At 67.4% G+C, this 19861-nt stretch carries 19 protein-coding genes and 4 pseudogenes; 10 read left to right on the top strand and 13 right to left on the bottom strand.

Annotated elements, in window-relative coordinates; translation table 11 throughout:
* Nucleotides 1–6: 6 nt before the first annotated feature.
* Nucleotides 7–234, bottom strand: a complete 228-nt coding sequence (locus ACIGXP_RS35055) for a hypothetical protein (RefSeq protein WP_399775367.1) — start codon at nucleotides 232–234, stop codon at nucleotides 7–9.
* Nucleotides 235–466: 232 nt separating this feature from the next.
* Nucleotides 467–730, bottom strand: coding sequence for a hypothetical protein (locus ACIGXP_RS35050; RefSeq protein ID WP_399775365.1), 264 nt, complete (start codon nucleotides 728–730; stop codon nucleotides 467–469).
* Here ACIGXP_RS35050 and ACIGXP_RS35045 point away from each other — a divergent pair.
* From ACIGXP_RS35045 to ACIGXP_RS35030, 4 genes are all read left to right on the top strand, one after another.
* Nucleotides 688–996, top strand: coding sequence for a galactose oxidase-like domain-containing protein (locus ACIGXP_RS35045; RefSeq protein WP_399775558.1), 309 nt, complete (start codon nucleotides 688–690; stop codon nucleotides 994–996). The two genes, ACIGXP_RS35050 and ACIGXP_RS35045, sit on opposite strands and share 43 nt — an antisense overlap.
* A gap of 621 nt (nucleotides 997–1617) precedes the next feature.
* Complete coding sequence (locus ACIGXP_RS35040; RefSeq protein ID WP_399775556.1) at nucleotides 1618–2964, top strand: S8 family peptidase; 1347 nt, start codon at nucleotides 1618–1620, stop codon at nucleotides 2962–2964.
* A 108-nt stretch (nucleotides 2965–3072) separates the two neighbouring features.
* Nucleotides 3073–3309: a hypothetical protein gene (locus tag ACIGXP_RS35035; protein ID WP_363220657.1), complete on the top strand. Its 237-nt coding sequence runs from the start codon at nucleotides 3073–3075 to the stop codon at nucleotides 3307–3309.
* 259 nt (nucleotides 3310–3568) lie between these two features.
* A complete protein-coding gene (locus ACIGXP_RS35030; protein ID WP_399775363.1) occupies nucleotides 3569–4672 on the top strand; it encodes a hypothetical protein in 1104 nt (367 codons plus the stop codon).
* A gap of 153 nt (nucleotides 4673–4825) precedes the next feature.
* Here ACIGXP_RS35030 and ACIGXP_RS35025 read toward each other — a convergent pair whose 3' ends face one another.
* On the bottom strand, nucleotides 4826–5527 hold the full coding sequence (locus tag ACIGXP_RS35025) for a hypothetical protein (protein WP_399775361.1): 702 nt from the start codon (nucleotides 5525–5527) through the stop codon (nucleotides 4826–4828).
* A 282-nt stretch (nucleotides 5528–5809) separates the two neighbouring features.
* Here ACIGXP_RS35025 and ACIGXP_RS35020 point away from each other — a divergent pair, with 282 nt between their 5' ends.
* Nucleotides 5810–5950, top strand: coding sequence for a hypothetical protein (locus ACIGXP_RS35020; RefSeq protein WP_399775359.1), 141 nt, complete (start codon nucleotides 5810–5812; stop codon nucleotides 5948–5950).
* 506 nt (nucleotides 5951–6456) lie between these two features.
* A complete protein-coding gene (locus tag ACIGXP_RS35015) occupies nucleotides 6457–7152 on the top strand; it encodes a non-ribosomal peptide synthetase (RefSeq protein WP_399775357.1) in 696 nt (231 codons plus the stop codon).
* Nucleotides 7153–7742: 590 nt separating this feature from the next.
* Here ACIGXP_RS35015 and ACIGXP_RS35010 read toward each other — a convergent pair.
* The 5 genes and pseudogenes from ACIGXP_RS35010 to ACIGXP_RS34990 all read right to left on the bottom strand — a co-directional run.
* Nucleotides 7743–7901: pseudogene (locus ACIGXP_RS35010) on the bottom strand (LexA family protein); the annotation flags it as partial.
* A 9-nt stretch (nucleotides 7902–7910) separates the two neighbouring features.
* Complete coding sequence (locus ACIGXP_RS35005) at nucleotides 7911–8237, bottom strand: hypothetical protein (RefSeq protein ID WP_399775355.1); 327 nt, start codon at nucleotides 8235–8237, stop codon at nucleotides 7911–7913.
* Nucleotides 8234–8658 (bottom strand): annotated as a pseudogene (locus ACIGXP_RS35000) (transposase); the annotation flags it as partial. The gene ACIGXP_RS35005 and the pseudogene ACIGXP_RS35000, both read right to left, overlap by 4 nt.
* A gap of 332 nt (nucleotides 8659–8990) precedes the next feature.
* Nucleotides 8991–9653, bottom strand: coding sequence for a hypothetical protein (locus tag ACIGXP_RS34995; RefSeq protein ID WP_399775354.1), 663 nt, complete (start codon nucleotides 9651–9653; stop codon nucleotides 8991–8993).
* A 927-nt stretch (nucleotides 9654–10580) separates the two neighbouring features.
* Nucleotides 10581–10877, bottom strand: coding sequence for a hypothetical protein (locus ACIGXP_RS34990; protein WP_399775352.1), 297 nt, complete (start codon nucleotides 10875–10877; stop codon nucleotides 10581–10583).
* A gap of 644 nt (nucleotides 10878–11521) precedes the next feature.
* Here ACIGXP_RS34990 and ACIGXP_RS34985 point away from each other — a divergent pair.
* On the top strand, nucleotides 11522–11665 hold the full coding sequence (locus ACIGXP_RS34985) for a hypothetical protein (RefSeq protein ID WP_399775350.1): 144 nt from the start codon (nucleotides 11522–11524) through the stop codon (nucleotides 11663–11665).
* 292 nt (nucleotides 11666–11957) lie between these two features.
* Here ACIGXP_RS34985 and ACIGXP_RS34980 read toward each other — a convergent pair whose 3' ends face one another.
* Nucleotides 11958–12551, bottom strand: coding sequence for a TetR/AcrR family transcriptional regulator (locus ACIGXP_RS34980; RefSeq protein WP_399775348.1), 594 nt, complete (start codon nucleotides 12549–12551; stop codon nucleotides 11958–11960).
* A 258-nt stretch (nucleotides 12552–12809) separates the two neighbouring features.
* On the opposite strand from ACIGXP_RS34980, the gene ACIGXP_RS34975 reads away from it, so the two are divergent.
* A complete protein-coding gene (locus tag ACIGXP_RS34975; protein ID WP_399775346.1) occupies nucleotides 12810–13976 on the top strand; it encodes an FAD-dependent oxidoreductase in 1167 nt (388 codons plus the stop codon).
* Here ACIGXP_RS34975 and ACIGXP_RS34970 read toward each other — a convergent pair.
* Nucleotides 13976–14515, bottom strand: a pseudogene (locus ACIGXP_RS34970) (IS5 family transposase); the annotation flags it as partial. The gene ACIGXP_RS34975 and the pseudogene ACIGXP_RS34970 sit on opposite strands and share 1 nt — an antisense overlap.
* 679 nt (nucleotides 14516–15194) lie before the next feature.
* On the opposite strand from ACIGXP_RS34970, the gene ACIGXP_RS34965 reads away from it, so the two are divergent.
* Nucleotides 15195–15518 (top strand): hypothetical protein, encoded by a 324-nt coding sequence (locus ACIGXP_RS34965; RefSeq protein WP_363220577.1) that lies wholly within the window; start codon nucleotides 15195–15197, stop codon nucleotides 15516–15518.
* A gap of 996 nt (nucleotides 15519–16514) precedes the next feature.
* Here the strand turns inward: ACIGXP_RS34965 and ACIGXP_RS34960 are convergent.
* The 3 genes and pseudogenes from ACIGXP_RS34960 to ACIGXP_RS34950 all read right to left on the bottom strand — a co-directional run bounded on the left by ACIGXP_RS34960 (nucleotide 16515) and on the right by ACIGXP_RS34950 (nucleotide 19334).
* Complete coding sequence (locus ACIGXP_RS34960; protein ID WP_399775344.1) at nucleotides 16515–17540, bottom strand: hypothetical protein; 1026 nt, start codon at nucleotides 17538–17540, stop codon at nucleotides 16515–16517.
* A gap of 381 nt (nucleotides 17541–17921) precedes the next feature.
* Nucleotides 17922–18215 (bottom strand): annotated as a pseudogene (locus ACIGXP_RS34955) (hypothetical protein); the annotation flags it as partial.
* 129 nt (nucleotides 18216–18344) lie between these two features.
* Nucleotides 18345–19334, bottom strand: coding sequence for a helix-turn-helix transcriptional regulator (locus tag ACIGXP_RS34950; protein ID WP_399775342.1), 990 nt, complete (start codon nucleotides 19332–19334; stop codon nucleotides 18345–18347).
* Nucleotides 19335–19426: 92 nt separating this feature from the next.
* On the opposite strand from ACIGXP_RS34950, the gene ACIGXP_RS34945 reads away from it, so the two are divergent.
* On the top strand, nucleotides 19427–19825 hold the full coding sequence (locus ACIGXP_RS34945; protein WP_399775340.1) for a VOC family protein: 399 nt from the start codon (nucleotides 19427–19429) through the stop codon (nucleotides 19823–19825).
* Nucleotides 19826–19861: the final 36 nt, after the last annotated feature.

Here is a 19861-nt window from a genome sequence, read left to right as displayed (position 1 = left end):
CGCCGGTCAGGCGGTCTTTTGGCGCTCGGGCGCCTTCCGCGTCTTCACCCCGCCGACGATGAGCGCCAGCCCCACGACGACGACGCCGAGGTAAGCGGTGGACGGAAGGTCGACGACCTTGTGCATCCAGCCCCACTCCGTGCCGAAGAAGGTCCGCGAAGCGAAGCTGACGAGCCCCTGTGCTCCTACGACGTAGCCAATGCTTTCGACGGTGTATCCGATGGTTGTTCGCACGGATCAACCCTCTCGCGGTGGTGCCGTGAGATCGTCCTCCACAGGGCTGAAAACACAGTAGGCCAAAGGATGCAGTCGCTTGCGGAGAGCACCGGCACAGCACAGCACCCCCGCAGCGGAGCGCCCGACGTCTGGCGCTGGCGACCGGTCTACGTGTCCAGTAACTCGACCGACCAGCCCCTACATGCCCAGTGATGCCGTCAACGACGGAGGGGATCCGCGCGACGCAGTCCTACCAGTCGGTCAGGTCCACGAGGAGACCGCAGTGGGGATCGTCCGGGGCCGGCTGATGGCGCTCCCCTTCTTGGATGAGAGTGGGAAGCGAGGCGATCAGAGCGGTAGGCAGGCTGGTCAGACGGATGTCGACGCCGGGGTAGCCGCTGTCGGCGAGGGCGCGCAGTCCGCCGATGTCTCCCTGATGTTCGAGCAGATTGGCCAGCGTGTGCGCGGCGTATCGGTCACCACTGTCCGCGCGGACCCGCAGCTCCTCCCCCACACCGGCGGGGAGGACATCTCTCCGTCCTGGAATCCGACCTTCCTTCTCAGAACGCCCCCGCGTCAGCGAGCAGTTCGCCGTCAGCACGACTCGAACGGGCGATATTCGGCGTATCGCCATGGCGCACGGGCTCATGCACCCATGCCTTCAACCCGGATCAGCGTTACGTATCGCTTAAGTTCACCCTTGAAGGCAGCGCCTTTTTGACAGTCACCGCGCCTCCCGGCAGGAACATCGGCCCCTGCTGGCATGTACGCCTTTTATAGACCGACATTAAGGGTTGCCGCTGGAAGGCATCATGATCTACCGCAGCACAGACACGACTACAGATGTACAGGGTGAATGGGATGCTTTGGTCGACTAGGATCGTGTCCTACGTGGTGAGGCGGACGTTGGTCCGTTCATGAGGCGGGTACGGGGAGTTGGACAGTTCCGGACGGCCTGCGGGAAATCGCGAGGCCGCTGATCCCGCCGTCGAAGGTGCTGCCTCAGGGCGGCGTCGTTGAGGTTGTAGCCGCGCAGGTCGTGGATGGAGCCGCCGCTGCGGGTGACGCACGCCCTTCCCCGAGGGCCGAACCCGCGATCTGCGGAAAGTCAGGATGGAACATCCCCACGGCCAAAAAGGTGAACGCAGGCAGAGCCAAGTTCGTCTCGTTGAGCGCCGGGTACAGATTTTCCGCACGTTGCTGTGGCATATGCCCGCGGCAGCAACGCAGCACCGCCCCGCTTTATCGGCGGCTTGCCGCAGCCCGACCTGGGACGATCCCGGGACCCATCGAGCACGGCAGTGAGTGTGTCGTTGGGTCGGCAAATGAGTGCCGCCAGGCAGTGCCGACTCGGAAAGCGCGGCCTTTCACCAAACGAGCGAAGAGAGGGTGTGTTGAGTGATGATGAGCGTGCCGGGTGAATTTGGTGACGGCGAGGTCGACGGCGCTCTGTCGGAGTACCTGAGGGGTGAGGCGGGCGAGCCGACGGGGCGTTATGTGCTGACCTTGGCCGATGATGTGGTGGGCGATGCGAACGCGATGAGGGCGACGTGCCAGTCGTTGGCCGGGGTGTCGAACGTCGTGGAAAGTCGTGAGCTGTCCGAGGGCGCCGCTGAGCTACACGAGCTGACCGAGTCGGAGGCCGTGCTGTATCCCACGCTGGGGATCGCGGTGGTCGCCGGTGCGGAGGACCGGTTGGAGACGTTGAGCACGGCGGCGGCCGAGGACGAGCGGATCGAGGCGGTGGAGCCGGAGCTGATGGTCCATGCGCTGCAGCAGCCGGGGGTGATCGCTGCGGAGTACCTGCGGGGGTATCGGGACGCTGCGAACGAGCTGTATGAGCACGCCAACGGCGGCGCTGCCGGTGTCGCGGTGGAGGCCGCGCCGTTGTTTGCCGACACGGCGGCGTTTACCTGGGGCCTGCAGGCCGTACGAGCCAACACGTCCCGGTTCAGCGGGCAGGGGGTGCCGGTCGCGATTCTGGACACCGGGTTCACGATGAGCCACCCCGACTTTGCCGGCCGCCGCATCACGAGCAAATCGTTCATCCCCAACCAGACACCAGAGGACGGTCACGGTCACGGCACACACTGCACCGGCACCACGTCCGGGCCGCAGCGCCCGCCGGGGGGCACCCGCCGCTACGGCATCGCCCACAACGACAACATCTTCATCGGCAAGGTTTTGAACAACCAGGGCACCGGAACCGACGCGCAGATCCTGGCCGGCATGGAATGGGCCGTGAATAACCACTGCCGGGTCATTTCCATGTCCCTCGGAGCCGACGTGCCCACCGTGTCGGCGGCCTATGAGGCGGCCGGTCGGCGGGCGCTGGCGAACAACTGCTTGATCATTGCCGCTGCCGGCAACAACGCCGACCGAGCCCGCGGCAGATTTGGGTTCGTCGGCAGGCCGGCGAACAGCCCGTCCATCATGGCTGTCGGCGCGGTAGACTCCCAACTGGACATCGCGAACTTCTCGGCGCGTAGCAACCCGGTCGCCGGCGGCCAGGTCGACATCGTCGGACCCGGCGTGAATGTGTATTCCTCGTGGAAGATGCCCGACCGGTACAAGACGATCTCCGGCACCAGCATGGCCACCCCGCACGTGGCGGGCTGCGCCGCATTGTGGGCGCAGGCCACCGGCATGGGCGGCGCCGCCCTGTATGCACTGCTCATCCGGTCGGCGCGGCGGCTTCCCATCTCCTCCGTGGACGTGGGCGCGGGCCTGGTGCAGGCCCCGCAGTAGTCACGCCCCTCGGTTGGCCGGCCGCCCCGTCGGCCAACCGGCACAGGCCCCGCGGCCCCTTGAGTATCCGGCCACTGGCGTCAAAAGACAGAACCTGGAGGTGTCAGCATGGATCAGAACATCACGGTCACCGTCGATGACGCTCATCAGGAACGTATCAAGGCGGTTGCAGACCAGCTTCGGGCAGCCGGAATGCAGGTCCAGCAGGTTCTCCCGACGATTGGCATCATCACCGGGACGGTGTCAGAAAGCCAACGGGACGCAATCGGCAACGTGGGGGGCGTTGCCCATGTAGAGGAACAAGAGGCAATCCAACTACCACCCCCGGACGCTGAAATTCAATAGAGAGGGTTATGGGGCTTCAGTAGTCCTGGGGAAGTTTTGGTTGGATATCCCTGAAGAGGCATTTTGACCTGCCCGCCGCCCTCCCTTGATCAACCAGGCTGTCGGCCTGGGACCGTACCGGCCTGCGGCCCACGTTCCCGTCCGAACGGGCCCGCCGACTGCGGGGCCGTATCAGCGTGAACGACCTCACCGAAGCCGTACGGCAGTGGATGTGTCTGGCAGCCTGGCTGGATGAGCGCGGCCTGACCTCGCTCGCCGAGTGCACGACCGCCGTCTGGGACGCCTACGACCAACACTTTCTCGCAGCCGGGGCCAGCAGGGACCGCGTGCTGGAGATCCTCGGTACTCTCACCGGCTCTGGGCGTTCGACCGGCTCTCCGCCCGCCCCACGGGCATCGCCCTGCCGCCCTGGCACGAACTGGGCGCCGACGACTTCGTGCCAGCCGCCTCCTCCAGTGGCAGCGGGGAGAACACCAGCGAGGTGCCGGCCGAGGAGACCATGGGACCGCTGCTCGTCTGGGCCCTGCGCATGGTCGACGACTTCGCCCAGGACATCCTCGTCGGCTTCGCCGACACCCAGCGCTTGGCGGAGGCCGGACAGGACGAACCCCAGCACCCCGGCCGGCCAGACGGCGCTGGAGGCCCGTCTGGATCCTTTGGTCGCCGCCCGGGCACGCTGCCCGCCGTACGGCTCAAGGGCCAACAGGAGGAGTACGGGCTCGCCCGGTACTACATCGGCGGCATCACTGGCGCCTCCCGCCACCAGGTCGCCCTGTACGTTGCGCGCCGCGGTCTGGTGGCCACGGCCGTGCAGCACCCCGGGCCCTGTCCCCTGCCCACGCCGGTCACCGGCCGCATCGCGGGGCGCCCATGGCGCGAGGCCCTTGACTTCGCCGAGACGCCCGGACCGATCCGGCTGCTGGTCACCGCGTACTTCATCGTCATCGCCTACCTCACCAGGGTGCGTCTGGGAGAAGTGCTCGGGCTTCGCCGCGGCTGCTGTCCCGACCCGGAACCCGACGACTCCAGCCGCACCGGCCGGCACCTGATCTACGGCCACGAATACAAGAACGCCACCGACGACCGCGGCAACCATCAGTCCGGCAACCATCAGTCCGGCGGCCGGCAGCGCGACATCCCTTGGGTGGCGATCACTCCGGTCGTCTCCGGTATTCGGGTCCTGCACTTCGCCGACGCCCGCGGGCTAAAGGTCTACGCCGGCTCCTCACCCATCACCCGTGCCTCTGGCCTGAAGTCCGCCATCACCAGACGGTGGGTGAAGAACGACCGGCTGCTATCTCTGGGCCCTAGCCTCACTCGGGGCGTCCACCGGGGCGAACGCCCACTACTGGCTCCGCCGTGAACAAGGCGACTGGCACGCGGCCGCCCAACGGAACCTTTTCCACCGCATGATCGGACAGCTCTACTACTGCCTGAGGCAAGGCACGGCCTACGACGAATCGCTCGCCTTCGGGGCTCCTCCCGCCGAGGCCGTTGTCGCCGCGGCTTGAGACAGTCAGCGGGGAGTGAGGCAGGCTTCGAGAGCGGCTCGCTGTTGCGGCGGCAGTTGGTCGCCGAGGGGGACTTTGCGGGGGCTGTGCTCGCCCTCGCAGATCCAGCTCTGCTCGTCATCGTCGAACCACCAGTCCTCCACGCCCCACATGGGGTGCCCCTGAAGCAGGTGTCTGGCCAATGCATCGCTCGCCTCGGGCGCACCCTGAGCGACCAGAGCCTCGACCACCGACGTCACGGCCTCCTCCGGAACCGCCGCGTCGCCGAGAACAGGCAGAAGAAGGAGAAGACGGGCATGAGGGTCGGTGACGCCCGCCGCACCCGGTGGTGCCTCCACCAGGGCGGCGAGCTCGAGCCAGCACAGGCCAGGGCCGATGCGATCCTGATCGTCGCTGGACAGGACGAGATCCTGGCTCCAGTCGGGATGCGTGAGGAAGTAGTCCGTGGTCGTGAACTCCTCGCCGCTGTTGAAGTGCACGACGATCGCGAAGCCGCCGGCCAGTGGCACCGTGAACATGGGCCACGCCGACGGGTCGTGGAGCGTGTCCAGCATGGCGTCCGCGTCGCCGGCGTCCGATCCGAAGGCCTCCGGCGCGAAACCCTCGGCCAGATCCGCCAAGTACGCAGGCCAGAAGCCCGGCTCGTCCAGGAGTGGGTGCCCGTCCACGACGGGCGACGAGGAGTACCAGTGCCGTGCCATCACCATGCCGGGATTCTCTCCAAGCGCGGTCGGGGCTGTTCGAAGACCCCGGCCCTCACGGTCGACCAACTTGACGGCACAGCAACGTGAGGTGTCTTGGCCGATAGATCACCTGCGGTGTGGCCGCCAGTGAACGGGGAGAGGTGTGCGCGACTTGCCCGCCGCAGATCGTACAGCCCCAGGCGCGCTCGTTGTGACGACCGCCCCTCCTTCGGTAGGCCATGACGGTCCGGCGAGCCACAAGCCGCCTTGGAGGGTTCACTCGGGTCAGCATCCGGACACTCGGACGTGCCTGTCATACTGCCGACCGAGGCCATGGAACTGGGTGGGCTCCGCCGCGTGCATGCCCACGACACGTTCTGGTGCGGGATTCCGCTGGGCGGCTGCGGCGCCCAGCTTGCGCACAAGCTGTACGTCGACCTTCTCTGAAGTACCGGCGGCAACGTCAGCGGCTGCCGGCACACCCCTGGCTGGCTTTGTAGGTGAGTTTCGAGAACCTGAGAAGTGCAGGCCAAGACAGCTATGGAGCGGTTGGAGAGTACTGCCTGGGGAGGCTGCGAGAGCCGTTGTCAGAGGCAGTTGGCAAGATCGTGGCTATGAATGGCACTCCTGTCACTCCACCACGGCCACTCGATGTTGCCGCGATTTTTCCTCAACTGGCTCCGCTGGCACGCACGGCGACCCGTCTGCATCCCCGCCCCGGGGCACCGACGTGGTGGGACAGCTCGATCGGCGGGCCTCTGCTGTAGCCCGCCGACGAGCCGTGGCCCCACTGCGAGGGCCCCCATGTGGTGGACGGGATGAACCCGGCCCTGTCCCCAGCTGATGTACGGCTGGAACGACAAATCCGTGCCGCCTCGCGCGGCAGGAGCCTGACCCCGCAGGAACGAGAGACCCTTGAGCGAATCCGGCCCCCTCGGACATATCCGGTGAGGGTGGCGGTCCAGCCGTACGACGGTTCCATAGCGATGCTGCCCGTCGCGCAACTGTACGCACGGGATGTGCCCGATCTGCACACGCCTGAAGGGGCGGACCTGCTGCAGATTCTGTGGTGTCCCTTCGATCATCCGATCATGCCGAGGACCGTGCTGGTCTGGCGGTCGGCAGTCACCATCACCGACATCCTCACAACGCCCCCCGAACCGCCCGCGATGCAGTTCGACTCCTACCTGCCCGAGCCGTGCCTGCTCCACCCGGAGCAGGTCACTGAATACCCCGACCATCTGGAGCTGAGTGCGGAACTGCAGGAGCAGCTCAGGCAGTGGAGTGTGCCGGAGGCAGCCGAGGAGGACATGGACCCGTGGACGTACTACGACTGCGTGCTGTCCAGTGCGCCTGGCTGGAAGGTCGGCGGCTGGCCCGCCTGGGACTCCACTGACCCCATTCCGCGGCCCTGCCCCGAATGCGGCACTGAGATGGAAGTCCTGCTGACCATCGCCACGTTCGAAGAAGGGGACGACGAGGGGCGCAGTTGGTCCCCGTCCGAGGACCCAGATGCTGAACCGCCCTCCGGATCGGAGCACTTCGACCCCAACCAGCCCACCGCGGTCCAGATCGGCAGCGGCTACAGGCAGCAGCTCTACGTCTGCCCGGCGGCACCCGAGCATCCCCACATCGAATTGATGACGTAGCCCGTCGCCCTCTTATGGGTTGAGAGGCCCGGCTTGTTGTTGGCCAAGGTGCCGCACCCGTCCTTAGAGGGCTCGGTGGGCGGATGAAGTCGCCGCAGAAGCATGGCAACTTCGATCTCGCGAGGCGGTGTCAGGTTCGGGCCCGCTGCAGAGCGAGGACGGCGGCAGCATACACGCGGTGTCGGTCCCAGACGGCCGAAGTAGTCGGTGTGCAGCTGGTCGAATTCTTCGTCCCGGCCTGGGCGGGCGCGCATGCCGCTGCCGCTGCCGCTGCCGCGGCCAAGGAGAAGGTTGGCGCGGCTGCTCGCCTCCGGGCTCGGACCGCGGATCGGTGGAAGCGATTGCCCTCCGAAAAGTGTGCCGTCGGGGACGTATGCCTCGTACAGGGTGTCGCGCTTACGGTAGCCGACGCGGCTGGCCTGCAGCAGACGTGCCTGCTTTTGGCGACTTCTTGCACCAGTGGGTCGTCGGGGGCGCCGAGTCGGAGCTCCGGTCCGGTCGGCGGGATCGCTCGCCAGGTGTCGGCATCCGTGGCGTTGATGCTGTTCATCCACCACTGGGGCACGTAGCGGCGCTGCAGGCCGGGCTGTTCAGGGGACGCGGAGGACGCTGACGACCTTGCCGAGGATCTGCGCCTGGTCGCCGGGGATCGGCTCGTAGGCCGGGTTGAGGGGCATGAGCCACACTCGCCCGTACTGCCGGCGCAGTACCTTGACGGTGGCCTCCTCATCCAGGAGCGCGGCGACTATGAGGAAGCCTCAGTTGGTGGGGCACGGCGTGTCGTCTGAGACGCGTTGAGCCAGTTGGTGCAGGCGCTGCCACCTTCGAGGTGCGTCTTCCTCGGTTAGGTGTTTCAGGACCTGCTCCAGCTCGCGGATGCGCCGGTTCAGGGTCCTGATGCGCCGCGCGTCGAGGAGACCGCCATTGTTCAACCACGTGTCCACGCACCCGGCGAGGTCGGCATCGAGCGTCACGAGGTCGATGCCGGCCAACTCGGCACCGTTCAGCCGGGCGGGCCACAGCTCACTCATGAATTCCTGCCACAAGCGGGCCACCACGACTTCGGACTCATCAACTGCGTTCACGGCACTGATCCTCGTGCAGCCGTCTCGGTGGTGTCACGCGGTTTGGGGCACCGTCGACAGCAGATCAGCGCGCCGGCGATCTCGACGAAGGCGAGGGAGTGCTCGGCCTTGCGCTCGTAGCGGCGATGGAGCCGGCGGCAGCCAGTGGGCCACGACAGGGTGCGTTCAACCATCCAGCGGTGCCGATCCAGCCGGTCGGAGGCATCGATGCTGCGGCGAGCGATGCCCGGCACAACCTGCCGCCGCCGCAGCCAGGCGCGCAGGTGCTCGAATCGTAGCCCTTGTCGGCGTGCAACCTGGCTGGACGCCGTCGCCGGGGGCCACGGCGGGAACGGATCGGCGGAATGCCACGCATCAGCGGTATCAAGGCTTGGCAGTCATGCAGATTGGCTGGGCACCGGCCGGGGCGAGCGGAGACACCGCCTCCACCACAAGGAGGTCGGAGGAGTCGCTGACGCGCTCCACACGCACATCGATCCCGGGAAGCAGCACAGCCTCGACCGTCGTGCTCACCATGCCGAGACATACTCTGTCGAAACGGTCCCTCGCTCACCTCACCGACCTGGGGATTCACGGAATGCGGACGGAGCCCTGAAATTCCCCAGGGCTGCTCACGTTCCCCACTTGGTGCACTGTGAACGGAGGGGGCGGATTCGCCCGCCAGTTGAGGGTTCGGACGGCCCCTCCCCGTCAAGGGCGCCTACGGCGTCATGTATCCGGTCCGAGGCGTCGGTACGGCGTGGCATTGCCGCTCTAACGCTCGGTGGTGCCGTCCTCGCCGTCCATCTCGTAGATCCGCCCTTGAAGGCGTTCACCGGCCCAGTCCAGCCCGACGCCCAGGTCGAACCAGTGCCTATCCTTGCGGACTCCGGGCGGTGAGAGGTTCACCGCCGCCCAGGAGAACACCCCCAGGAGGATGGAACGCCCGTGCTGCGCGGTGCGCACGGACAACGCAAACGGCGCGGCGAGTGCCGCGCGGGTGACCAACATGACCTGTTCGTCCTCAGTATGCCGACGCCCCCCGGTGAGAAATCGGGGCGTTTCAAGGATCTTGACCCACTCGACCACTGCGTCTGCCACCTGGGCGCGCAAGGACTCCTCGATGCCCTTGCGGACGGCGGTCGCGGGATCATCGCCGAGCCAGCCAAGCCAGTGATCAGGATCAGTGAGCTTGCTGAAGTCGTCCTGTGGCACCCCGTGACAGGGATTCTCCTGGTACTCACCTGTCAGGTTCCCGCTGCTGTCCACCAACCACGCGCCGCGGATCGCCTCGGGAGGTACGTAGCCGTTCGGGTCGTCGATATACGTCGGGTCGATCTCGGCGACGCTGCCACCGGGGTTCTCAGCAGCCGCAGCCAGTAGCGCCAGCTCGTTCGGTATGCCCTTGCGTCGGCTTCGCGAGCCAAAAAGCCCCACGTTCCCACCCTCACCGTTGCCCGCCCAGTTGACCGCGATTGTGCCGCACCGGCCAGGACCGCATGAAGGGGGGTGTGCGTCACGGCGACGGGTGGGTGGGGATCTCAGCGAGCAGGTCTGTCCCATCCCCAAAAGGGGTTGGGGATTTTCAATGATGCATCATCAGCGCAGCAGCTCAGGGCGTTCCGGTCTGCTGCCGGCTTCCCTCAGTGGGTCGTCGTGCTCGGCGCGGCGGCCGCCACGTCCACAGACGCCATGCAACACCGACTCCGGCGGGTCCGGCCGTTGGCCGACATGGGAAAGCCCCCTGTCGGGGGCTTCACACGGGCACCGGGACCGGGCCCCTGACGGGACCCGGGTGCTCGAGTGCCGCCCTGGAGTGCCGGCCCGGTGCGGTAGGTGCGGGCGGGCACGGAGCGGGGCCATGCGCGGTCCTGGGGCCTGTCGTGGCCGAGCCGAAGGCGCCACCGCGCGTAGTGGGAGCCTCGCTGAAGCCCCGCTTGGAGAGCGAGTACGGGCGTGACTGGTCATCGACCTGCGGCGTCTCCTGCCGTCCGTTGTTCGACGGGAGCAAGCATCCCGGCAGCTCGCTCCTTGGTCGCCATTCTCAAGCGGGCATACCGAGCGGCACCGAGTTAATCCCAGGCGCAGCACCCCGCCGTGCCCCCGGAACGGTCGGCGCCCCCCGGGGGGGGGGGACAGGCGTCCCATCCCTGGTGGGGCCCGCACCGGCCCCATCTCGCCGCGGGCGCAATGGAACGCTCCTGGGCCTCGAGCCGCACTGTCTGGTCACCACACGCGCAGCTGGCCGCTGCACCCGAGGCCGCAGGGCATTCAGGCCCCCTGCCGGGCCGCCCACAGGGCGCCGCGGGATGTCGCTGGGTTCGCGTTGGCGGGTGGGCAGTTCACTGGCGACGAACGTGAACGTCAGCGTGCTGTGGCCGCGCGGCTGAGGGCGCACAGGATCTCGTCTCGGTTACCGGCCTTGACCATCCATCGCGGAAGCCGGGCAACCGCCGTCATTTTCGCGTTCATGTCGTACCAGGGCGTACGTTCGCGCAGGGTGGCTTCCACGAACTGCTGTATCAGCGTCAGGTGTTCACGGTTGTACGCCCACACGTACCCGTGCCGGGTGCGAGCCTTCAACAACAGTGGGAGACCAAACCACGGATCCGTCGGCTCAGCCACGCGCCCGGCGAAGGACAGGACCTTGCCATGGTTCATGCGCGACAGACCGCACCCAGCGCAGGTCAGCCGACGCGGTGACCACCAATACGTCTCGGACGAGAGCCGAGCGATCCGGGCCTGACCTCCGCAGCCGGGGCAGTGGACCAGGACGGCGTCCACAAGAAAGTCGTAGGGCTTCCTGCCCGGATCGCGAAAACGCCGTGGTGACGAGGTCATCGACCCAGTATGGACGGCCTGCCGCGAGCACGCACGGGCATTCGTACCCGTACCCGCGCGGCCCTGTGCTCGGACCGTCAACGCCTTCCGGCGCCCACGACGCCGGCAACGGAAACGGCAACGGGTGAGGAAGTCCCGGGCCAGTACCGACAGTTCGTCATCAGGCGCAGCCAGACGCGCGGCGCCCAGCTCACGCCAGGCGGAACCAGGCGACGGCAGGCAGGCCTAGCAGCATCAGCCGCTCGCGGGCCACCGACGCGGCCGCAGCCGGTGCTGGTGCGTGAACGGCCCCGCCCCTGGTGGGAGCCCCGGGGAAGCCTCGCTGGGAGAGCGACTACGGCGTGACCGGTCCATCGCCTGCGGCGCCTCCCGCCGTCCGCTGTTCGGCGTCAGCAAGCAGTGGCGGCGCTGCGGAAGTGGATGAACAGGTGGGGGCTGGCAGTGGTGGGCCAGTGTCGGCGGCGGTGGTCAAGGTAGGCGGTGAGGTCCCGGCGGACCGGGGCCGCGAGCGGGAGCATTCGGCCGTCGACATCGAGGTGGCCGTCACGGACATCGGTGAGCTGCCGGCCCTGGATCTGGCGGGCGGTCAGCCCGTGGAAGGCGATTAGTGCGGCAGCGGTTGGACAACAGATCGGCGAAGAACAGTTGCTGCCCCTGCCGGCTGACCTCCTGCCACGAGATCAGGGTGTGGGCGCAGCGGATGAGGGCGGCCTGTTTGCGGCACAGCCTGCAGATCCCGTCTGCGTCAAGGACTGCGTCATGCCGGAACACGGTGCAGGCGGCAGTGGCGGTGTACTTAGGACTGGGATCAGAATGAGTTGTTTCCTGCTCGGCAATGAGGGGATGTCAGTTCTCATTGCCGGGCTGAGGGGTGGCTGCGGCCGAAACGCATGGTGGGGGCTACGGGGCAGGCGGCTTACTGGGCGGTTCCCAGCCGCGTGTGAGGATGTCGAAGATTGCCTCGACGGCGGCTCGGCGGTCTTGCCGACCGCGAGTGAGGGCCGGGATGTCGAGTACGAATCGAGCAAGAGTCATACAGGCGAGGTCGTCGTGGTCCACGCCGACCTCGTCGGCGATGGCTGCGCTGAGGCTGTCGGTGTACCGGGTCCACATGCGTTCGGCGTACGCGCGCAACACCGGCGTGGACTCCACCAGGTTGGTGAACTCGGCCGCCTGAGGATGTGCCTCGATCGAGGGCCATGTGTCGAGGACGTGCTGTCGGAGGGCGTCGAGGATGCTCTGACCGCAGGGTCGCTCCCGCACCGCGGCGATCAGTTCCGACTCACGGTCCTGGTCCTGGTCGAATACCAGCGCTTCCTTACCGCTGAAGTGCTTGAACACCGTAGCGGTCGACACGTCGGCGGCGTCGGCGATGTCACGGATGCCAACTTGATCGTAGCCATGCTCCAGAAAGAGCTGCAGTGCGGCGTCGGCGATTGCCTGCCGGGTGGCTGCCTTCTTGCGGTCTCGGCGACTGACGGGGGGGACGGTCATGACTGGAGCCTATCCGATAGTCGATCCCCTCTCAAAGTAGAGTCGTTGCACTTTTTTGCTTGTTCTGATTTTATGAGGTTGTGAGCACCTGAGCGGCACGTCCGTGCCGGAACGGTCATCGTCCGCACCGCACCACCCGTTGCCGTCCCGTCCATCAAGGGGACGCGCGAGGCACCTCCATGACCGAGGCGACCTCTGAGTGCCGCCGCCCCTCCTACTCGCCCGATGACTCCTCTTCGCCGACCGAAAGGAACAACCATGAAGTCCCCAGAACCCGCCAACGCCAGCATCAGCATCATCGGCGCCGGACCCGCCGGACTGACCTGCGCACGCATCCTCCAGCGGCGCGGCATCGCGGTCACCGTCTACGACCGCGACCCGGGCCGCGACTCTCGCAACCAGGGCGGCACCCTCGACCTGCACGCCGGCGACGGCCAGGTCGCCCTGCGCGAAGCCGGCCTGCTCGACGAGTTCTTCGCCCTCGCCCGTCCCGAAGGGCAGGAAATGCGCCAGATGGACCCATCCGGCGCGATCACGTCCCACCAAGTCCCGGCGGCCGACGAGCTCTTCAAGCCGGAAATCGACCGCGGCCAGCTGCGCGACCTGCTGCTCGACTCCCTACAGCCGGGAACTGTGCGCTGGGGCCGCTCCCTCGAGACGATCAGCGGGCCCGCCGATGGGCCGCGGCAATTGCACTTCGCCGACGGCACGAGCATCGAGACCGACCTGGTCATCGGCGCCGACGGCGCCTTCTCCCGGGTACGCCCGGCCGTATCCCCCGCCGTCCCCGAGTACACCGGGATCAGCTTCCTGGAAGCACGGTTCTTCGACGTCGACAACCGACACCCCGAGATTGTCAAGCTGGTCGGCCCGGGCAGCGCCCACGCAGCTGATGGCGAACGCAGCCTGTTCGCCCAGCGCAACAGCGGAAACCACATCCGCGTCTACATCATCCAGCGCGTTCCGGTCGACTGGATCAGCTCCAAGGGGCTGACCGCCGAGGACACCGATGGCATCCGCGCCGTGCTACGCGACGAGTACGCCCACTGGTCGCCCCGCATGCGCCAGATGATCACCGAAAACGACGGCCCCTACGTCCACCGCCCGATCCTCGCCCTCCCCGTCCCGCACACCTGGGACCACAACCCGACGGTGACCCTGCTCGGCGACGCCGCCCACCTCATGCCCCCGCTCGGCGTCGGCGTCAACCTTGCCATGCTTGACGCCAGCGAACTCGCCCTCGCCCTCGCGAACGCAGCCACTGTCGACGACGCCATCCGCGCCTACGAGAAGACCATGCTCCCCCGCTCCGCCGAGACGGCCAAAGCCCTCGAACATGGCACCGAACACCTGCTGTCCGCCAACGTACCCGACGTCGGCGGCGACAACGACGCCCAGCCTTGGAAGCGGACCCGGTCACGCTAGACGTCGTGGTCGTAGCCACGGTCGGCATGGACGCGCGTCGGGCGGCGTAGCGGTTGGCCGCTCCTGCCACGGATCGGCGGAACGGCCTGAATCGGTGGGGTCATCTCTGTGACGTAGTTGCGGTTCCCCCGGTCAGAGTCACCGCCAGAGGAATGCCGTGTGCTTCGACAATCACATGGTGCTTGCTGCCGATCTTGCCGCCGTCCAGCGGGGAACGTCCGGAGGCCGACCCGCACTTCATCGCGCGCACGTGCGAAGAGTCGACGGCGGCCCGGGAGAAGTCCAGCATCCCGGCCGGCCGCAGTTCGACGAGCAGCAACTCGTGCAGACGCTGCCGGACCCCGGCTTCGTTCCAGTCCCGCAGCCGCCGCCAATAGCTCTTGGGGTAGATGCCGCCACGGGATGCCGGTGTACAGCACGAACAAGATCCCGCACAGCACCCGGCGATCATCGATCCCCCGGCGTCCCGGATACCGAAAGCTCCGCCCGACCACTGGAAGCAGCGGTCCGATCCGCTCCCACAGACCGTCCTCGACCAGCCACGGCTTGCTCCCGCCATGCGCCTTGGCCGTACCCACCCTCTGTTTCGGGAGTTACAAGGCCAACTGACATCCCGTCATTCGCGAGCGGCGAGCACCTCATGCTGATCCCAGTCCTTGCGGCACCAGTACGCGCAGCCCGTACAGAGCCGGCCCAGGTTCCGGGTGGCACCCCAGGCCAGGCAGTCGGTGCACGAGTTCGGCGGTGGGATCGCGGACGGATGACAGTGCTCTCACAATCCTGTGGCGTGGTACAGGCGGCATGAACCGCAGCGCAGACACGGCGGAGGGGTGACGGGACCGCACGGCCAGCAGGTGAAGCAGAACTCCACCCGCGGCATCGCTGGGGTCGAGGCCTCGGGACGGCCAGGCGAGGACGGCGGTGACGAGCGCTTCGTACGAGGCGCAGTCGAGGGGAAGTTCGGCCTGCGTGACCGTGGTTGGCGACCGTGCGATCCCGAAGGGTAGTCTCACGCTCGCATTGATCAGATCCGACACTCAGCAACGGGGAACCGCAGGCATGTCGACACCTCCACCGCAGTATCAGAATCAGCCGCCGTACGGGCAGCCGCAGCAGCCCTACGGGTACCCGCAGCAGCCACAGGCCCCCCATGGGCACCCGCAGCAACCGCAGCCTCTCCGTGGAGGGCAGCGACCGCAGCCGGGCGGTCTGGGGCGGATGCTGAAGTCCGCCGTCATCGTCATAGCCGTGTTCGGTGCCCTCGGCTACTGGGTCTGGGACTACAACACCGACCCCCACGGCGGCAAGGCGAAGAAGGAGGCCGAGGCGGCATCGCACAATCCCGCCATCGGCGACTGCGTCAAGGTCGAGGACCCTCAGGGCAGTCCGGTACCGACGGTCGTCGACTGTGACTCTCCCGAGGCTGAGTACAAGATGGGCGACCTGGTGGTCGCGGGCCAGCAATGCGGGTCCCAGTACGACTACGGCATCAAGGTCACCCGCCGGGGCCTGGGCCACACGATGTGCTTCACCAAGCTCTGAGCCTCTGATCCCGTTCGCGGCCGCCGTTCCGAGGAGCGGGCGTCGGCCGTGCGGGCAGGTGCTGCTCGTGGCCGGGGCCAACCACTCCGGCGAGGTGGAAAAGGGCGCAGATGACTCGCCCACGCCTACGATCTGACACCCGGATCCGTCGTCGTGGACCCCGGCAACCACGGGACAGCGGACACATCCTTCCTCTGGGCCCACCGAAGCCCCTCCCACGCCCGGCATCACCGCCTGCGCCCCTGGGAGCCTGCACGGCAACGACTACGCGGGCGAGTCGCCACCAGCAGGGCAGGTGACGCAACTGGATGGAATGACCTGGAGGACTGGGCGTCGAAGTACGCCTTCGTCTGCCAGCAGATCCGGCGGCCCGACGCCCCGCGTCGCCATGGAGCAGTTCCTGCGCCGCCTCACACGCCTGGAGGCCGGCATCCTCCCCGGAGGTGCGGCTTGGCGGTCTGACTGCGTTCCGTAGAGGAACAGCGCGGTGCCGACACCGGCCGCGACAGCCTTGCCCTCGAACTCCTTGAGTCACTGGACCCTTTCGAGGAGCGGGAGATTGTCGCAGCCCCGGAACAAGCAGGACGCACAAGGCCACCGCTGGACACCGCGCGCCTGGCAACATTCCACCAGGCGGGCCCTTAACCACCCTGGGCGAGCAGTGGCACACCGATGCGCCGCCCCGCGTGCTCCAGCCTGCGCCAGGGCGTGCACCTGCCCGCGACCACTGCCTCGACCTCGGCCGGCTGTCGACGGTCAGCCAATTCCCCATGTCAAACGCCAGACAATTTTCACCGGCTCCTCGGAACCGTCCGTGCCGCAGAAAGCGCTACCTTTGGAGTCGTGGCGGTCAAGGTCATCAATGCCCACCTGGCTGCGCTCCCTTGCGCCGTCGCTCGCTCCCGTGGCTTCAGCCAACCCTGCCGGGTGTTGTCGTGGCCACATCGCTGTACGTCGAGTACGCGGTCGTACGACATTTCGCGGTCCGATGCCCTTTCAGGGCAGTTCTTCCGCATCCGACCGGTAGGCCGCGAGCAACAGCGGCCGATAGGTGGATTCGCTGACCTTGCTCTTCCTGCGCAGGATCAGGGACCTGCGGTCGACCCCCGTGCTGAAGCTGAACAGGACGGGCCCGTCGTCGCGGTGCTGGAAGACGCCGCCCTGGTTCCTGAAGAAATGCACGCCCAGCGTCTTGGCCGGCAGCAGTTTCCTCTCGTAGTAGTTGACACGTTCGCTGTTGATGACGGGATCGGTGCCCTCGGCGAGGTGGACTAGGCACAGCGGGTCCTCCACCACCGCAAGGAGCTTGCACAGCTCTCTTTTCGCCTGCGCGTGCCCGCTTCCCTTCACGTCATACGGGGGCAGGACCACCGTGAGGCGCTCCAGGCGCTGGAGTTCCATGATCTTGCGCACCTCCCACCACGTGGACCTGCGGATCTCCTGGTGCGGCGGCAGGATCAGGACGATGGAGTGTGCGGCCTCGATGAGCCGGCCGATCGGTTCCTTCCAAGCCGTGTGCGCGGCCCGCATGTAGACGAGGCCGCCGGGGGCCAGGGCGAGGCCGGGGTCGACCACCGCGTACGCCTGGGAGCCGAACGCGTCGGACCAGGCTTTCGAGATCACCTGCTCCATGGTGGAGGTGACCTTCATCCCGCCCAGGGCCAGGGACCGCCGTCCCCTGCCGCTGCGCACGATGATGTGCCCGGCGGACCCGAACGGGCGCAGGATCAGGCAGTACCGCGCGCCGGAGGCGACCAGGTCCGGTACGACTTCGCCGATCTCCTTGATGCGGATGCGCAGTGTGAAGCGCAGCAGCCACACCATCCTGAGCACGCCGACCGTAAAGAGCGTCAATAACAGTAACGGGAGGAGGATGGGGCCGCCGTCGGCGACCAGCCCAGCGATGAACAGCAGCAGCGCGACGTTGAAGAGCCCGAAGCAGCCGATGTTGCACCACAGCCGCAGGACGACGGCCCGCGCTCCGGTTTCCCCGTGGAAGCTGCCTGGCTTCGTTCCGGACATGGGGCCATCCCCTCCCCCGACGGGACGTAACGACTGCACCGGTTTCTGCCCGGCGAAATCCTGTACGAGACTACCCACCACGTTGTCACCCGCGCCGCGGAACGCCGATTATGAACGGGATGCGGCATGAGGAAACGGACGCGAAGCCTGCTCAGGGGGCGGGCTGCCGGTCTCGGTGCATCCCGACGACACCCCAGCAGCCGGGCGCCCAAGAGTCGACACCGCGCGTCTGGAGCGTCATCCCCCTCAGCGTCGCCGGGATACGACGTCTCATGCTTGAGACTCCCCGTCTGATCCTGCGTCGCTGGCGCGAGGAAAACGTTGCGCCCATGGCCGCCATCAATGCCGACCCCGAGGTCATGCGGTGGATCCGTGACGGGGTCAGCCGGTCCGACGGGCCTCGTCCGGCCACACCACGTCCACGGGCGGTCCCTGCGCCCGTGCCCGGAGGACCACGTCCGCCGTGCCCCCGCCCTTTCCGCTGGGCGGCTCCCCGTTCCAGACGGCCACGAGTCGATCGGCGTGTTCCAGGAGGGCGGCGTTGGCGGCATCGTAGGCAGCACGGTCCGCCGTCTCGTGCGACATGACCACGGCATCGTCGGCGGCTTCGACGAGGTGGTCGACGAGGGGCGCGTGGCGTGGGCCGGCCACGGTGCGGCGGTAGTCGCGGGAGGGGGGTGATCAAGCTCGTGTTGGAGAAGGTTCGCGTCCCGCGGATCGGACGGGGCAGGCCGCGCAAGAAGCCTGACAGCCTCGCGGCGGACGAGGCTGGTTGTGCCATCTCATGACATTGGTTCCTCGCTGTCAGGCTTGGCGGGCGTAGGACGCGAGGCGATCGGCGAACTCGGTGACGAGGGCGCGTAGTTCATCGGGGCGCTCGATGACGAACGGCCGGTCGAGTGAGGCGAGTACCGGAGGCAACCAGTCGAGCCGCTCCGCTCGCAGCTCGACGCGCAGCCAGCGCTCGGTTGCCCGGTCCTCGCCTGCCGCGGGGCCGTGCTCTTCCAGTCTCGCGACGCTGGCGGGAAGATGAGCGCGGATCTGCTCAGCAGTCGCGTGGATCCGCAAGGTCACCTCATGCTGGTACTCAGCCGTGGCGAACCCTGACAACACGCGCTGCGCCGGACCGGGCCCCGCCGGCGCTTCGAATGAGCCGGGCAGGGTCCTCGCGTCGGCAATGCGATCGAACCGGAGGGTTCGGTCCTCGCCGATCCGGACGTCCGTGCCCGTGACGTACCACCGGCCCGCATGGGTGACGATTCCGTACGCGTGCAGTGTGCGTTCGCTGCGCCGTCCGTCGCGGTCGGTGTAACGGATCGAGACCGGTCGGCGGTGGCGCACCGCATCGGCGATGGTGAGCAGGACCCCGGCGTCCGGGGTGTCGAACTCTCCGGGCTGCTCCGTGAAGGCGAGGGATTCCAGGAGTGTGTCGAGTCGGCGGGCGATGTGCTTGGGCAGCACCCGCCGGATCTTGGCCGATGCAGTCTCGTTTGCCGTGTGCTGCGTCGTCGTCAGCCCTGCCCGGCGGCCGGCGACCAGGCCGAGCAGTACGGCCAGCGCCTCGTCGTCGCTGAGCATGAGCGGAGGCAAGCGGTACCCGGGGGCGAGCCGGTACCCGCCGTAGCGGCCGCGCACCGATTCCACGGGCACGTCCAGGTCGATCAGCTGGTGCACATACCGCCGCACGGTGCGCCCTTCGACGCCGAGCCGGTCTGCGAGATCCGCCACCGTCCGGGTGCCGCCCGACTGCAGCAGCTCCAGGAGTGTCAGCACGCGGCCAGTGGGTCGAGGCATGTGCACAACATAGCGCGAATACAGGACCGATTCTGTCCACTATTTCTCCTAGCCTGCGACGTGCACGCCTCCACACAGCCAAGGAGATCCCCATGGACTTCGTCTCGATCCGCATCATCACCAGCGACGTAGCGCGCCTCGTCGAGTTCTACGAGCGAGCCACCGGGGCGCGGGCGACGTGGGCCACCGAAGACTTCGCCGAACTCAAGACCCCGGGCGCCACCCTCGCGATCGCCGGCACTCGCACGGTCCCGCTGTTCGCCCCGGGCTCTGCCCGCCCGGCGGACAACCACAGCGTGATCACCGAGTTCCTCGTCGACGACGTGGACCACGTTCACCAGAACCTGTCCGGCTTCGTCACCGACTTCGTCAACGAGCCCACCACGATGCCCTGGGGCAACCGGTCGCTGCTGTTCCGCGACCCCGACGGCAACCTCGTGAACTTCTTCACCCCCGTCACCCCGGCGGCCATCGAAAAGTTCGCACGCTGACGCCACGCACAGCCGCTCACGCGGGAGCCCGGAGAC

It is taken from the genome of Streptomyces sp. NPDC053069 (assembly GCF_044546895.1).
GTDB lineage: Bacteria > Actinomycetota > Actinomycetes > Streptomycetales > Streptomycetaceae > Streptomyces.
Note: the sequence above shows the minus strand (reverse complement) of the source record. Positions and strands in the feature narration are given on the sequence as shown.

Coding starts and splice junctions, on each gene's coding strand:
- ACIGXP_RS34980 (WP_399775348.1), bottom strand. CDS start 12,551: ATGACCGTCCCCCCCGTCAGTCGCCGAGACCGCAAGAAGGCAGCCACC.
- ACIGXP_RS35025 (WP_399775361.1), bottom strand. CDS start 5,527: ATGGTGATGGCACGGCACTGGTACTCCTCGTCGCCCGTCGTGGACGGG.
- ACIGXP_RS35040 (WP_399775556.1), top strand. CDS start 1,618: ATGATGAGCGTGCCGGGTGAATTTGGTGACGGCGAGGTCGACGGCGCT.
- ACIGXP_RS34990 (WP_399775352.1), bottom strand. CDS start 10,877: ATGAACCATGGCAAGGTCCTGTCCTTCGCCGGGCGCGTGGCTGAGCCG.
- ACIGXP_RS34945 (WP_399775340.1), top strand. CDS start 19,427: ATGGACTTCGTCTCGATCCGCATCATCACCAGCGACGTAGCGCGCCTC.
- ACIGXP_RS34960 (WP_399775344.1), bottom strand. CDS start 17,540: ATGTCCGGAACGAAGCCAGGCAGCTTCCACGGGGAAACCGGAGCGCGG.
- ACIGXP_RS34975 (WP_399775346.1), top strand. CDS start 12,810: ATGAAGTCCCCAGAACCCGCCAACGCCAGCATCAGCATCATCGGCGCC.
- ACIGXP_RS34965 (WP_363220577.1), top strand. CDS start 15,195: ATGCTGAAGTCCGCCGTCATCGTCATAGCCGTGTTCGGTGCCCTCGGC.
- ACIGXP_RS35035 (WP_363220657.1), top strand. CDS start 3,073: ATGGATCAGAACATCACGGTCACCGTCGATGACGCTCATCAGGAACGT.
- ACIGXP_RS34950 (WP_399775342.1), bottom strand. CDS start 19,334: ATGCCTCGACCCACTGGCCGCGTGCTGACACTCCTGGAGCTGCTGCAG.